Source organism: Nocardia arseniciresistens (assembly GCF_046764875.1).
Lineage (GTDB): Bacteria > Actinomycetota > Actinomycetes > Mycobacteriales > Mycobacteriaceae > Nocardia > Nocardia arseniciresistens.
In genome coordinates, this window is sequence record NZ_JBKORD010000007.1 from 110,227 (window position 1) to 123,845 (window position 13,619).

Consider the following 13,619-nt stretch of genomic DNA (forward strand, 5'->3'; position numbering starts at 1 on the left):
GGATCGGTCGCCGAGCGGGCAGACGAAGGCCCGTTCACGGCGGTTGTGGAGGGAGAGACACGCACCGGTCCACCATACGGAACCTCCGCACAACGTTGCCCGTTCAGATCAACTGCCGTGTTCCATCTGAGACCTGAGCCGTGTTTACTGCTCGATATGCAAGGACTCGCTGTGGTGCTCTTCCCAGTGCTGTTGATGCTGTTCGCACTGGGCATGGAGCGGGTCGAGAATCGGCTCCGAAACCTTCTCGAGCCCGACGAAGAGGTTCAGCACTACCTGGACAAGGCCAGCAACCCCGAGGTGAAGGAGCTGACGAAGCTCGGACTGCCGACCGCGGTGGCACGGACGCGAAAGCGCCGGTCCCGCGGAGAAGAATTGGACGTCGCTCGCGCGAGCTGAGCTGGGCCGAAGCCCGCATCGGCGCGCCGATCTATCCACTCGATACGTGGTGTCTGTCACTGCGCTGGCACAATGCCGCGTAGACTGCGCTGTTGGCCGAGTCGGTTCGGTCCAGGACAGAGCCATTTCCCATAAGGAGCACATTCGTGGACGAGGCCCTCGCCAGAGCAGGCATCTTCCAGGGCGTAGAGCCGACCGCGGTCGCGGCTCTCGCCAAACAACTGCAGCCCGTGGATTTTCCACGCGGCCATGTCATCTTCAACGAGGGCGAACCAGGCGACCGGTTGTTCATCATCACGTCCGGCAAGGTGAAGATCGGACGACGTTCCCCGGACGGCAGAGAAAATCTGCTGACCATCATGGGGCCGTCCGACATGTTCGGCGAACTGTCGATCTTCGACCCCGGCCCGCGTACCTCGACCGCTACAACGGTCACCGAGGTCCGCGCGGTCACCATGGACCGTGACGCACTCAAGTCCTGGATCGACCAGCGACCGGAGATCGCGGAGCAGCTGCTTCGGGTTCTCGCTCGGCGGCTGCGTCGTACCAACAACAACCTGGCCGACCTCATCTTCACCGATGTCCCCGGCCGGGTTGCCAAGGCGCTGCTGCAGCTCGCTCAGCGCTTCGGCACCCAGGAGGCGGGCGCGCTGCGGGTCACCCATGACCTCACCCAGGAGGAGATCGCCCAGCTGGTCGGCGCCTCCCGCGAAACCGTGAACAAGGCTCTCGCCGACTTCGCGCACCGCGGTTGGCTGCGGCTCGAGGGCAAGAGCGTGCTCATCTCCGACTCCGAGCGACTGGCCCGGCGCGCGCGCTGAGCCTGCTCGGAAAGCCTTACCCGTCATCCAGGCGAACCGCCCGGACCGGGTCGTAACCAACGCTCTGTGGTCGCGACCAGCTCCGGCGTTCGCCTGGATAGGGTCAGGGTTGGGTTGCGCGCAGGTATTCCAGCTGCGCCTGTACCGAACTGCGGGCGGCCAGCCACAGTCGCTTGTCGACGTCGGCGTAGACCCTCCGCACCACCGCCATCGCACCCGCGTCCGGCCCGAGCACGCGCAGCGCTTCGCGCACCTGCGCGAGACGTTCGTGCCGGTGCGTGATGTAGTACCTGGCGACCGGCTCGAGGTCCGGGTGATCCGGTCCGTGTGCGGGAAGTAGTGCGCGTCCCGCACCCACCTCGGCCAGCCGGTCCAGCGAGACCAGGTAGTCGGCGAGCGTGCCATCGCTGGAATCGAGCACTGTTGTGCCGCTGCCGAGGATGGTGTCGCCGGTCAGCACGGCATCCTGGAGCACGAAACTCACCGAGTCGAGAGTGTGGCCGGGGGTGTCGAGAGCGGTGATGTGTAGCCCGGCCGCCTCGATCACCTCGCCGTCGACCAGTGTCGCGTCGGAACCTTGCAGGAACTCAGCGGTCTTGGCCCGCACCGGGGTTCCGGTGAGCTCGACAAGCCGGTCGATGCCGCCGGTGTGATCGTGATGCCGATGGGTGATCAACGTGAGGGCGATATTGCCCTCGGTGACCCGCGCGATGGCCTCGCTGTGCGTTTTGTCCTTCGGCCCAGGGTCGACCACCACATAGCTCGACTCGCCAGGCGCTCGCAGAATCCAGGTGTTGGTGCCTTCCAGGGTCATCTGGCCCGGGTTGTCCGCGAGCAGAACCGCGGCGGTCGAGGTGACCTGTCGCAGCTGCCCGTAGGCGGGATGAGTCAGCGTCATCGGATTACCCCAGTCGATCGAAAATTAGTGTCCGACAACCTGTCTAACGCACCTCGGCGATGATTTCGACCTCGACGGGAGTGTTCCTCGGCAACTCGGACACGCCTACCGCGGAGCGCGCGTGCTTACCCGCGTCGCCGAACACCTCGCCGAAAAGCTCCGACGCACCGTTGATCACCACCGGCTGTTCGCCGAAGCCCGGCGCGGAGGCCACGAATCCGAGCACCTTCACGATCCGGACGACCGCGTCCAGACCGACCAGGTCGTGCACGGCGGCGAGCGCGTTCAGCGCACACAGCTTCGCGGCTTCCTTGGCCTCCTCGATCGACACCTCGGCGCCGACCTTGCCGACCACCGACAGTTTTCCGTCGACGAACGGCAGCTGACCGGAGGTATACACGAGCGAGCCGGTGCGGATCGCCGGGATATAGGCCGCGACAGGCGCCGCCACCGGAGGCAGGGTCAATCCGAGCCTGGTGAGGTTCTTCTCCCACTGGGTCATTGGTGTCGTTCCTTCTCTACTTGGGCCGCTTGAGGTACGCGACGTGCTGCTCGCCGGTCGGGCCAGGCAGCACCGCCACCAGCTCCCAGCCATCCGAACCCCACTGGTCGAGAATCTGCTTGGTCGCGTGCGTCAGAAGTGGAACGGTCGCGTACTCCCACAGGGTCACTTCACTCATAGCGGTGAGCGTATAGATGTGTGGAATTCGCCGCGCCCGCGGCACGGTAGGTTCACCGACCGCACGCCACCCGACGTCTCACTGTCTGGTACAGAACGGGCTGCGAATCGACCGGTAACCCTATCCCTCGGGCGCGATCTCAGAACGGGTTATAGGCTCGCGCTCGTGGGAGTACCAACAGCAGTGCCCATTTCGGCGGAGCCGGGGCTTGAAACGGGTTGGCCGAAACGGGCGGAAAAGGCCCGCTTGCATTACGTGTCCGGAAAAGGGGGAACCGGAAAGTCCACGGTGGCCGCAGCACTCGCGCTCGCACTTGCCGCGGGTGGGCGGCGGGTACTGCTTGTCGAGGTAGAGAGCAGGCAGTCCATTGCCCAGCTGTTCGATCTGCCGCCACTGCCGCCGACCGAAACCAGGATCGCCACCGCCGACGGCGGCGGCGAGGTGGTCGCGCTCGCGCTCGATATCGAGCATGCCTTCCTCGAATACCTCGATATGTTCTACAACCTCGGCTTCGCGGGACGCGCGATGCGCCGCATGGGCGCCATCGAGTTCGTCACCACGATCGCACCTGGCCTCCGCGACGTCATCCTGACCGGCAAGATCAAGGAGTGCGCCGTCCGCAAGGACAAGGCGGGCAAGCCCGCTTACGACGAAATCGTGGTCGACGCGCCGCCGACCGGCCGGATCGCCAGCTTCCTCGACGTCACCCAGGCCATGGCCGAGGTGGCCAAGGGCGGGCCGATCGCGTCGCAATCCGAGGGCGTCTCGAAGCTGCTGCACTCCGATCAGACGATGATTCACCTGGTCACCCTTCTCGAAGCCCTCCCGGTACAGGAGACCGCCGACGCGCTCGCCGAGCTCACCGCCGCCGACCTGCGCATCGGCGCGGTGATCGTGAACCGGGCGAGCGAAGGTCTGCTGCCCGCCGAGGCGCGCGGGGCGGCCGCCGAAGGAGCGCTGGACGGCGACGCCATCCGGGCCGGGCTGACCACGGCGGGAATCTCCTTGTCGGACGAGGATTTCGAAGGCCTGATCACCGAAACGGTCGAGCACGCCGCCACTCTGCAAGCGCAGGACGACAGCGCGGCCGAACTCGCCAAGATCGACGTGTCGCGGCTCTACCTGCCTGCCCTCGCGGACGGGATCGACCTTGGTGGCCTGTACGAACTGGCCGAACATCTGAGCGCGCAGGGAGTCCGATGAGCACGCCGAGCTCGAATGTGGCCGTACCACTAGATATTTCGGAGATAATCGCGGACCGCACCGCCCGGGTTGTCGTCTGCTGCGGCTCCGGCGGCGTCGGCAAAACGACCACAGCGGCGGCGATCGCGCTGCGCGCGGCCGAACTCGGCCGCAAGGTTGTGGTGCTGACCATCGACCCGGCCCGCCGACTGGCCCAGTCACTCGGCGTCGCCGATCTGGACAACGCTCCGCAGCGGGTGCCGCTCGGCCCGGAGGCCAAGGGCGAACTGCACGCGATGATGCTCAATATGCGCCGCACCTTCGACGACATGGTGCTCGAACACACCAGCCCGGACAAGGCCGAGCAGATTTTCGCCAACCCCTTCTATCAAACGGTCGCCTCCTCCTTCGGCGGAACGCAGGAGTACATGGCCATGGAGAAACTGGGGCAGCTGGCGGGCCGCAAGGAGTGGGACCTGATCGTGGTCGACACTCCCCCCTCACGCAACGCGCTCGACTTCCTCGACGCGCCCAAGCGGCTCGGCAATTTTCTCAACGGCAGAATGATTCGGGTCATCATGGCGCCGGGCCGCGGCGTCACCCGATTGGTGACCGGTGCGATGAGCCTGGCGGTGCGTGGCGTGTCCACCATCGTCGGCGGCCAGATGCTCAAGGACGCGTCGAATTTCTTGCAATCGCTGGAATCGCTGTTCGGCGGATTTCAGGACCGCGCCGACCGAACCTACGCGATGCTGTCCAAGCCCGGCACCCATTTCCTGGTGGTCGCGGCCGCCGAGCCCGACGCGCTGCGCGAGGCTTCGTTCTTCGTCGACCGGCTCTCGACCGAACGGATGCCGCTGGCCGGGCTGGTACTGAACCGGACGCATCCAGTGCTGAGCACCCTGTCCGCCGACCACGCGCGGACCGCTGCCGACCAACTGGCCGAGACCGATCCGATCACTTCATCGGTGTTGCGGATCCATGCACAGCGGGTCGCCACCGCGAAGCGCGAGAGGAATCTGTTGCATCGTTTTACGGGCGCGCATCCGCGGGTTCCGATCGTCTCGGTGACCGCTTTGCCCTTCGAAGTTTCCGATCTGGAGGCGCTGCGGGTGGTCGGTAATCAGCTCACGGGCACCCCTGCTCCCGAGCCGCTCGTAATATCCGATTGATATGCCCCGCAACGCCGACCGAGCCCGCTTCCGCGGGCTCGGTCGCATTCGGCTAGGGGTTAGATCGCCACCTGGTGCTGACGCTGGGCCTGGAAGAAGTCCGACCAGGAAGTCACCTCGGGGTGCTGCTTCAACAGCGCACGCCGCTGCCGCTCGGTCATGCCACCCCACACACCGAATTCGACACGATTATCGAGGGCGTCCGCCCCACACTGCATCAGCACCGGGCAGTGCCTGCAGATTGTCGCGGCTTTGCGCTGGGCAGCGCCACGGACGAACAGTTGATCGGGATCTACTTCCTTGCATCGGGCCTGGGCTACCCAGGCGATCCTTGCTTCGGCCTGCTCTACGTCCAATCGAGCGATGGGGGTTGTCATGTGCATTTGGTGTGCCCCTTTGCAGTCCGAACACCGGGTCAACGGCGCTCCAGAATCGCGTGTCAGCGTCGCAGCAACCCAAACCCCGCTGCGAACCGCACCACATTCCACTTTGAGTGTTAGCTCTATCACACTGGGTTCTCAATCTAGGTAAAGGTTGGCCTCGAGCGCAAGACCGATCCGAGACTTTTTGGTACGTCCGTCCCTCCAAACGTGATAGAGAACCGGGCGGTCGACTCGACACGCACTTTGGCCCTCTTGCGACACGCCGGAAGCCGCTCAGCGACACGCCAAGCGGGCCCCGCGAACCGCGAGTTCCGGTCAGAACACCACCCCGTAGGCTGGGGATCGTGCCGATCACACAAACGCTCGCGAGGCTGGCCGGCAGCTGCGCGCTGGCCGCGGTGCTTATCGCAGGAATGCTGTTCCCCCTCGCAGGCGGCTTCGGATTCGTTTCCAACCGTGCCGCCGATGCCGTAGACAACGTGTCCGCAGAGCTGGTGGAGGGCACCGCCCCCGCCGTCTCGACCATGGTCGACGCGACTGGAGCACCGATCGCCTGGCTCTATGAGCAGCGCAGATTCGAGGTTCCAAGCGACAAGATCTCCAACAACATGAAATTGGCGATCGTCTCCATCGAGGACAAGCGCTTCGCGGAGCACGCCGGTGTGGACTGGCAGGGCACGATGCGCGCGTTCCTCACCAATACGACAAGTGGCGACGTCCAGCAGGGCGCCTCCACGCTCGACCAGCAGTACGTGAAGAACTTCCAACTGCTCGTCGTCGCCAAGACCGACGCCGAGCGCCGCGCGGCCATCGAGACCACTCCCGCGCGCAAAATCCGTGAGATCCGGATGGCGCTCACGCTGGACTCGGAGCTGACCAAGGACGAGATCCTCACCAGGTATCTGAACCTTGTCCCGTTCGGCAACGCCTCCTACGGCATTCAGGACGCGGCGCAGACCTACTTCGGTATCGACGCCGCCGAGCTGAATGTGCCGCAGGCGGCGATGCTGGCAGGCATGGTGCAAAGCAGCTCGAAGCTGAACCCCTACACCAATCCCGGCGGCGTGACGGTTCGGCGTAACACCGTGCTGGACACGATGATCCAGAACATCCCGAGCCGCGCCGAAGAATTCCGCAAGGCCAAGGACGAAGCTCTCGGCGTGCTGCCGGAGCCGAAGGGCCTGCCGCGCGGCTGCATCGCCGCCCACGATCGCGGGTTCTTCTGCGACTACGCGCTGCAATATCTGGCCAACGCGGGCATCAGCCGCGAGCAGATCGACAAGGGCGGCTACCTGATCAAGACCACCCTCGATCCCGCGGTGCAGGATTCGGTGAAGCGGTCGGTGTCCGAGGCGGCCAACCCGAACCTCGAGGACATCGCACAGGTCATGTCGGTGGTCGGGCCAGGGCAGGACTCACATCCACTGATCGCGATGGCGAGCAGTCGCACCTACGGCCTCAACCGGGACGCGAACGAAACCGTGCAACCGCAGCCTTATTCGATGGTCGGTGACGGCGCGGGATCTATTTTCAAGATCTTCACCACCGCCGCGGCCATGGAGAAGGGCCTCGGTATCAACTCCCAACTCGATGTGCCCGGCCGATTCGAGGCAAGAGGCATGGGCAACGGTGGCGCCCGCGGCTGCCCGCCCGCGACCTACTGCGTCGAGAACGCGGGCAAGTACAAGTCGCCGATGTCGGTGACCGAGGCGTTGGCCACCTCGCCGAACACCGCGTTCGTCAAGCTGATCCAGGCCGTTGGTGTCACCCCGACCGTCGATATGGCGGTCCGGCTCGGCATGCGCTCCTACACCGAACCTGGCAGCTCAGGGCACGGCAACCAGAGCCTCGCGGACATGATGAAGGAACAGAACCTCGGCTCGTTCACCCTCGGTCCTGTCGCGATCAACCCGCTGGAGCTCTCGAACGTCGCCGCGACGATCGGTTCCGGTGGCCGGTGGTGCCCGCCGTCACCGATCAGAGAAGTGATCGACCGCTCCGGTAAGACGGTGCCGCTGACTCAGCAGGCCTGCGAGCAGGTCGTCGAGCCCGGCCTGGCCAACACCCTCGCCAATGCCATGAGTAAGGACGACATCAGCGGCACCGCGGCGGGCGCGGCCCAGTCGACAGGCTGGAACTTGCCGCTGTCGGCAAAGACGGGAACCACCGAAAGCCACCGCTCCTCCGCCTTCGTCGGCTTCACCAACGCACTCGCCGCCGCGGCCTACGTCTACGGTGACAGCCCGACGCCGGGTGAGATCTGCTCGTTCCCGCTGCGCAGCTGCGGCGACGGAAACCTCTTCGGCGGTAACGAACCGGCCCGCACCTGGTTCAACGCGATCAAGCCGGTGGTACCGAACTTCCCGCCGCCCGGCCTGCCACCGCTGGACGACAAGTACGTTCGTGGGTCCAATGGCGCGCAGGTGCCCGACGTCGCGAACATGTCACAGGGCGAGGCGACCGCAGCACTGGTCGCCGCGGGCTTCCAGGTTTCGCCGGTGAACGGAGTCGGAGCACAACCGAAGGGCACTGTGATGGGAACCGCGCCGAATGGCTCGGCGATCCCCGGCTCGGTCATCACGATCTACGTCAGTGACGGCACCGAACGGGCCGCACCGCCACCAGGTCCGCCGCCGGGCGTGCCGGGCTTGCCGCCACCACCGCGGTTGCCACCCATCCCGATTCCGATCCCCATCCCCGGCTTCCCACGATAGAAAACACCGCCGACCCGGACGCAATGCGCCGGGTCGGCGGTGTTTTCACAGGACGCTTTCGCAGGACGAGGACTAGAGGCGGGCTTTGACGGCGGCCGAGATGCGCGAGCCGTCGGCCTTACCCTTCGCGATCGCGGTGGCGGCCTTCATCACCTGGCCCATCTGACGCATACCCGGCCGCTCCCCCAACTCCTCGGCGACCTGGGCGATCGCGGTGTCGGCGACATGGGCTACCTCCGCGTCCGACAGTTGGGTCGGCAGGTACTCGGCGATGATCCGCGCCTCGGCGTGTTCGTTGGCGGCCAGCTCACCGCGGCCTGCCTGGGCAAAGATCTCGGCCGACTCGCTGCGCTTCTTCGCCTCTTTCTGCAACACGGCAATGACGTCGGCGTCGGACAGCTCGCGCGCCTGCGAGCCCGCGACCTCGGCGTTCTGGACGGCAGCCAGCAGCATTCGCAGGGTGGCGAGGCGCAGCTTGTCCTTTGCTTTCATCGCGGCGGTCATGTCCGCACGCAGCTGCGATTTGAGTTCCGACATGCGCAACACGGTAGCCGTTCGTACGGGTCTGGCCCACTACATTTGCCGTGGGGTCCGGTTTCGGACCGGACATCCGGACGCTTGTGCGTAAACACACTCGGCGATCCTCACCGGGGTCACCTATGCTGGGCAAATGCCCGTAATCTCGACCTCCGCCATCCGACGAACTGCGTTGGGAGCCGCCGGGGCCGCGGTGGCCGGTGTCGGCTACGCCTCGTTGATCGAACGAAACGCCTTCGCGTTGCGTGAGGCGACCATGCCGGTGCTGCAGCCGGGTTCGGCATCCCTACGGGTGCTGCACATCAGCGATCTGCACATGATGCCGGGGCAGAAGCTCAAGCAGCAGTGGCTGCGTGAGCTCGATCGGCTGGAGCCGGACCTGGTTGTCAACACCGGTGACAACCTGTCGCACCAGAAGTCGGTGCCTGCGGTTGTTCAGGCCCTCGGCGGATTGCTTTCCCGCCCTGGTCTTTTCATTTTCGGCAGCAACGACTACTTCGCGCCGGTGCCGAAGAACCCGGCGAAGTACTTCAAGAAGGACCACCGCCGCGTGTACGGCGCGCCGCTGCCGTGGAAGGACCTGCGCGCGGCGTTCACCGAGCGCGGTTGGCTGGATCTGACCCATGTGCGCCGCGATGTCGAGGTCGCGGGCATCCGGATCGCTACCGCGGGTGTCGACGATCCGCACCTGCAGCGCGACCGGTACGACACCGTCGCCGGCGCCCCGAATCCATTGGCCGACCTGAGCATCGGCCTGACCCACTCACCCGAGCCACGGGTACTCGATCGGTTCGCCGAGGACGGCTACGACCTGGTGATGGCTGGGCACACGCACGGCGGACAGCTATGTCTGCCCGGATACGGTGCGCTGGTGACCAACTGCGGTATCGATCGCTCCCGGGTGAAGGGCGCCTCGAAGTGGGGCGAGCACACCCAGCTGTACGTTTCCGCAGGCCTTGGCACCTCGCCGTGGGCACCGTACCGCTTCTGCTGCCGACCGGAGGCGACACTCGTGACGCTGGTCGCCGCACCGCCGAGGCGGCCTCTTGCCGACAGCGGGCAGGGTGTTTCGGCTTCGGAGGCCATCGCCCGCTAGGGTCGCTTGCCGAGACATCATGTCAGGCAGGGGACGACTGTGAGTGGATTCGACGACCGGCGCAACGACCCGACGGTTATGGGACAGCCCGGTGCGGCGCATCGGCAACAGCCGTACGGGACAGAGCAATCCGGACCCGAGGGCGATAACGGCGGGCAGACGCCCGCACCGAACTTCCAGTGGCAGCCTGTGCCTGGCGCGCAGCAGCCGCTGAATCCGCAGTGGGACGCCGGCGCAAGCCAACAGCCACCCGCGAACCACCAGTGGCAGCCCGCTGGGCCGCCACAGCCGGAGCCCACAGTGCAATGGCAGCCCAGCCCCGGCGGGCAAGCACAACCAGAGCCCACACTGCAGTGGCAGCCGAGTCCCATCGGGCAAGCGCCGGGACCCACGCCCCAATGGCAGCCCAGCTCTAGCGGGCAGTCATCGCCGAACCAATGGACTCCTGGCGGGGCGGCGCAGTTCGAACCCACTCTCCTACGTCAGCCTGCGCCCGACGCGCGGGCGGCACAGAACCAACAGTGGGATTCCAGCTCGGCCGAGGAGCTATCGCCGAACCAGCACTCGGCTCCCAGCCCATTCGGGTCCGCACAATTCGAGCCCATTCCCCAGGGGCACCCCGCGCCCAGCGGACAGATCCCGGAAACTCAACGGTGGGGCTCCGAGCCGAGCGAGCAGACGCCACCGAACCAGCCATGGCAGGCCACGGGCGCACCACAACCCGAGCCCTCTTTTCCGTGGCAGCCCGCGCCCAGCGGACACGCACCGCAAAACCAACAATGGGACTCCAGTGCGAGCGGACAGACACCACCGAACCAACAGTGGTCCGCTGGATCGCAGCAACAAGATCCCACACTCCAGTGGCAGCCGAGCCCTACCGGGCAGCCTGAGCCCACACTCCAGCAACAGCCAAACCCCAGCGGGCCAGCGCAGTCCGAGCCCACACTCCAATGGCAACCTGCACCGGCGCAGCCTGTCCAGTACGGCGAGGTATCGCCGGTCGGGCAGTTCTCCGCGAATCAGTACGGCGTATCGCAGCCCGCCTACGGCGGCTATGGTCGGCCGCCTGGATTCGGCGGACAGCCTGGTCAGCAGTTTCCGCATGGTCGCGGTCCGAACGGCCGGGCGGGCGGAGGTCACGGCAAAGCGTGGCTCGCCGCGGCGGTGGCGGCGATCGTGGTCGCCGGTGGTGCGACGGCCGCGGTGGTTGTCGCCGATCGTGGATCGGACGACACCCGCGCGCAGGACACGTCGCCTTCGATGGTGAGCGCGTTGACGACCACGGCGGGGGCGCATCCATCGTCGCCGAAGCCGAGTGCTGCCGAGCCCGCGCCCGGCGGGACCGGGACCCGCAACGAACCTCCGGTCGTTCCCGGCTATCAGGTGGTCGTCGCGCCGGATCGCGGCGCGGCCTATGACGTACCCGCCGACTGGACGGTCGCCTCCGAGGGCACCATCGGTGGTTTCGGTGAGCCGCCGAACGCCGTCGTCGGCAAGGGGTACGCGAGCGAAGGCAAGAGCTACTGCCCGGGATCCACCCGCACCGTCTCGTTCCTGACCGGCTCCAAGGAATCCGATTTGGCAAGTGCCGCAACGGAAGTCGGCACCAAAACGGCGCAGGTCGCGTATCACGGCGCCCCTGGGGCACCGGGCGGCGGTCAGCCGCTGAGCTCACTCGACGGCGGCCAGCAGGGCATGTTCGTCGAGACAAAAGGCAGCATCCCCCAAGCCAAACCGGGCTGCGCCACCGAGTACTCGGTCTACACTTTCGCTGCGCCCACCGAGAGCGGCAGCTTCGTTATGGTGATCGCCGCCGACACCGGCATCCCGAAGGCCGTCGACGCCCCGACCGCCATGCAGATCTTCGCCAGCGTCCGCGCACACGAGGGCTGATTGACCTGCTGGTTTAACGTCTAGTCCTTCGCTGTTGTAAGCTACCTCAGGTTCAACAACGGGGTGTGGCGCAGCTTGGTAGCGCGCTTCGTTCGGGACGAAGAGGTCGCAGGTTCAAATCCTGTCACCCCGACTCGTTGGTTGAGACGACAGCGGGGCCCCTGATCAGCATCACTGATCGGGGGCCCTACTCGTTCGCCGGGCAGCGAAGTGAACACCGAGGACCGAGCAGCGGAAGGCAGCATCTTCGCGCCGCCTCGACCATCATCGTCGCCACCTGACCTTCATCACCGTCACGTGCGGACACCTGCCGACCATCGACTTCGCTCGTTTCTTCGGCCAAATGCCGCGAGCAGCACCCGACGAGCGGGAAAACCGTAAACAATCCGTAAACCGGTTGGTCCAAGCTGATGGCACAGAAGGCAGCGGGTCGGACGGATCCGCTCGATCGAAGGGAAGCAACCTCATGCGCAAGCTGAAGCTCCAGGTCCAGATGACCGTCGACGGCTACATGTCCGGCCCGAACGGCGAGATGGACTGGATGACGTTCCCGTGGACCGACGACATCGGCGCCTACATCGGCGCGCTCACCGCTCAGATCGACACCATCGTGCTCGGGCGCAAGCTCGCCGAGGGCTTTATCCCGCATTGGGCGGCCGGGCCGGACGGCGAGCCCAAGGAGGCCATCGACCTGATGAACAACACGCCCAAGGTCGTGATCTCCAACAGCCTCGCCGAGTCACCGTGGGACAACACCGTCGTCGCGGGCGGCGATCTCGCCGAGATCATCAACAAGCTCAAGGCCCAACCGGGTGGCGACATCATCGTCTACGGCGGTGGCACCCTCGTCTCGAACCTGATCGCCGCGGGCCTGATCGATGAACTGCACCTGTTCGTCAACCCCACCGCGATCGGCGCTGGACTGCCCGTTTTCGCGAACCCCGGCAGGAACCAGCAGCTCAGCCTGGTCGCCGCCACACCATTCGACTGCGGGATCATCGCATTGCACTTCGAGCCGAAGCGTGCCTGAACAGTTGCGAGCGGGGTCGTTTCCGCCCGACTAACAAGGTCACACCTTTCGCACGGTCACACCCGCTGCGGCCAGCGCTTCCGTCGCTTCCTCCGGAGCGGTCCGATCGGTGACGACGGCGTGCAGCGCCGCAGCGGGGGCCGCGAAAGCCAAGGCGGTGTGCGAGAACTTCGCGCCTTCGGCGACAGCGATGACGCGGCGTGCCGAAGCGATGGCCGCCCGCTTCACCGCGGCGTCGCCGAGGTCGTAGGCCGTCAGCCCCTCGCCAGCGGAGAGTCCGCAGCACCCGAGCACAGCGGTGTCGAAGCGCAGAGCGGCCAGCGAAGCCTCGGTCAGCGGGCCTGTCAGGGCGAGTTCGGCGGGCCGCGGTTGCCCTCCGGGCACCAGCAGCGTCACCTGCGAAGCCCCGATCAGTGCGTTCACCGCGTGGAGAGACAGCGGCATGACAGTAAGCCGCCGGTGGGTAAGCGCGCGAGCCACCTCCAGACATGTGGTGCCGCTGTCCAGGACGACGGACTCACCGTCGGAGATCAGCGCGGCGACTTCGGTTGCGATTCGCCGCTTGGCCTCCAGGCCCTCCGTCGCGCGGAGACCGAAGGGCGGCTCCTCGCCGCGCAGCAATAGATTGCGTGCACCGCCGCGAAAGCGTTCCACGACGCCTTGGTCGGCCAGGACCTCCAGATCGCGGCGGACCGTCATCTCAGAAGCGCCGGTGATCTCCGCGAGGTCTGCGACGCCCAGCTGGCCTGCCTCGCGTACGGCTTCGGTGATCTGCCTCAGTCGGGCTGCGCTCGACATACTCGCCATGCCACAA

The 13,619-nt window shown here is 66.1% G+C and carries 14 protein-coding genes and 1 tRNA gene; 9 read left to right on the forward strand and 6 right to left on the reverse strand.

Annotated elements, in window-relative coordinates; all coding sequences use genetic code 11:
• Positions 1 to 156: 156 nt before the first annotated feature.
• Together ACLMAJ_RS14485 and ACLMAJ_RS14490 are read left to right on the forward strand one after the other, a co-directional pair.
• The gene (locus ACLMAJ_RS14485; RefSeq protein WP_412014181.1) at positions 157 to 399 is read left to right on the forward strand and encodes a hypothetical protein; all 243 of its coding nucleotides are present in this window, start codon (positions 157 to 159) and stop codon (positions 397 to 399) included.
• Positions 400 to 545: 146 nt separating this feature from the next.
• The gene (locus ACLMAJ_RS14490; protein ID WP_067517152.1) at positions 546 to 1,220 is read left to right on the forward strand and encodes a Crp/Fnr family transcriptional regulator; all 675 of its coding nucleotides are present in this window, start codon (positions 546 to 548) and stop codon (positions 1,218 to 1,220) included.
• A 103-nt stretch (positions 1,221 to 1,323) separates the two neighbouring features.
• Here the strand turns inward: ACLMAJ_RS14490 and ACLMAJ_RS14495 are convergent, their stop codons facing one another.
• The 3 genes from ACLMAJ_RS14495 to sp36 are packed head-to-tail and all read right to left on the reverse strand — an operon-like array spanning position 1,324 to position 2,798.
• Positions 1,324 to 2,118: an MBL fold metallo-hydrolase gene (locus ACLMAJ_RS14495; RefSeq protein ID WP_412014182.1), complete on the reverse strand. Its 795-nt coding sequence runs from the start codon at positions 2,116 to 2,118 to the stop codon at positions 1,324 to 1,326.
• 43 nt (positions 2,119 to 2,161) lie between these two features.
• Positions 2,162 to 2,620 carry a RidA family protein gene (locus ACLMAJ_RS14500; protein ID WP_412014183.1) on the reverse strand — a complete coding sequence of 153 codons (459 nt, stop codon included), beginning with the start codon at positions 2,618 to 2,620 and terminating at the stop codon, positions 2,162 to 2,164.
• Positions 2,621 to 2,636: 16 nt separating this feature from the next.
• Complete coding sequence (gene sp36 / locus ACLMAJ_RS14505) at positions 2,637 to 2,798, reverse strand: Sp36 family protein (protein WP_412014184.1); 162 nt, start codon at positions 2,796 to 2,798, stop codon at positions 2,637 to 2,639.
• A gap of 183 nt (positions 2,799 to 2,981) precedes the next feature.
• Here sp36 and bagA point away from each other — a divergent pair, with 183 nt between their 5' ends.
• Positions 2,982 to 4,001: an ATPase BagA gene (gene bagA / locus ACLMAJ_RS14510; protein ID WP_412014427.1), complete on the forward strand. Its 1,020-nt coding sequence runs from the start codon at positions 2,982 to 2,984 to the stop codon at positions 3,999 to 4,001.
• Entirely contained in the window at positions 3,998 to 5,152 is a 1,155-nt protein-coding gene (gene bagB, locus ACLMAJ_RS14515; RefSeq protein ID WP_412014185.1) for an ATPase BagB, read from the forward strand. The genes bagA and bagB overlap by 4 nt, the downstream gene beginning before the upstream one ends.
• 59 nt (positions 5,153 to 5,211) lie before the next feature.
• Here the strand turns inward: bagB and ACLMAJ_RS14520 are convergent, their stop codons facing one another.
• Positions 5,212 to 5,535: a WhiB family transcriptional regulator gene (locus tag ACLMAJ_RS14520; RefSeq protein WP_305082794.1), complete on the reverse strand. Its 324-nt coding sequence runs from the start codon at positions 5,533 to 5,535 to the stop codon at positions 5,212 to 5,214.
• 344 nt (positions 5,536 to 5,879) lie between these two features.
• Between ACLMAJ_RS14520 and ACLMAJ_RS14525 the strand changes: the two genes are divergently transcribed.
• A complete protein-coding gene (locus tag ACLMAJ_RS14525) occupies positions 5,880 to 8,249 on the forward strand; it encodes a penicillin-binding protein (RefSeq protein WP_412014186.1) in 2,370 nt (789 codons plus the stop codon).
• A gap of 72 nt (positions 8,250 to 8,321) precedes the next feature.
• On the opposite strand, the gene ACLMAJ_RS14530 is transcribed toward ACLMAJ_RS14525, so the two are convergent.
• Complete coding sequence (locus ACLMAJ_RS14530; protein ID WP_412014187.1) at positions 8,322 to 8,786, reverse strand: GatB/YqeY domain-containing protein; 465 nt, start codon at positions 8,784 to 8,786, stop codon at positions 8,322 to 8,324.
• Positions 8,787 to 8,919: 133 nt separating this feature from the next.
• On the opposite strand from ACLMAJ_RS14530, the gene ACLMAJ_RS14535 reads away from it, so the two are divergent.
• From ACLMAJ_RS14535 to ACLMAJ_RS14550, 4 genes are all read left to right on the forward strand, one after another.
• Positions 8,920 to 9,882, forward strand: a complete 963-nt coding sequence (locus ACLMAJ_RS14535; RefSeq protein WP_412014188.1) for a metallophosphoesterase — start codon at positions 8,920 to 8,922, stop codon at positions 9,880 to 9,882.
• 39 nt (positions 9,883 to 9,921) lie between these two features.
• The gene (locus ACLMAJ_RS14540; RefSeq protein WP_412014189.1) at positions 9,922 to 11,775 is read left to right on the forward strand and encodes a DUF8017 domain-containing protein; all 1,854 of its coding nucleotides are present in this window, start codon (positions 9,922 to 9,924) and stop codon (positions 11,773 to 11,775) included.
• Positions 11,776 to 11,834: 59 nt separating this feature from the next.
• Positions 11,835 to 11,908 (forward strand) — tRNA-Pro (locus ACLMAJ_RS14545).
• Between the two features lie 333 nt (positions 11,909 to 12,241).
• Positions 12,242 to 12,805 (forward strand): dihydrofolate reductase family protein, encoded by a 564-nt coding sequence (locus tag ACLMAJ_RS14550; RefSeq protein ID WP_412014190.1) that lies wholly within the window; start codon positions 12,242 to 12,244, stop codon positions 12,803 to 12,805.
• Positions 12,806 to 12,844: 39 nt separating this feature from the next.
• On the opposite strand, the gene ACLMAJ_RS14555 is transcribed toward ACLMAJ_RS14550, so the two are convergent.
• A complete protein-coding gene (locus ACLMAJ_RS14555) occupies positions 12,845 to 13,603 on the reverse strand; it encodes a DeoR/GlpR family DNA-binding transcription regulator (RefSeq protein ID WP_412014191.1) in 759 nt (252 codons plus the stop codon).
• Positions 13,604 to 13,619 lie beyond the last annotated feature (16 nt).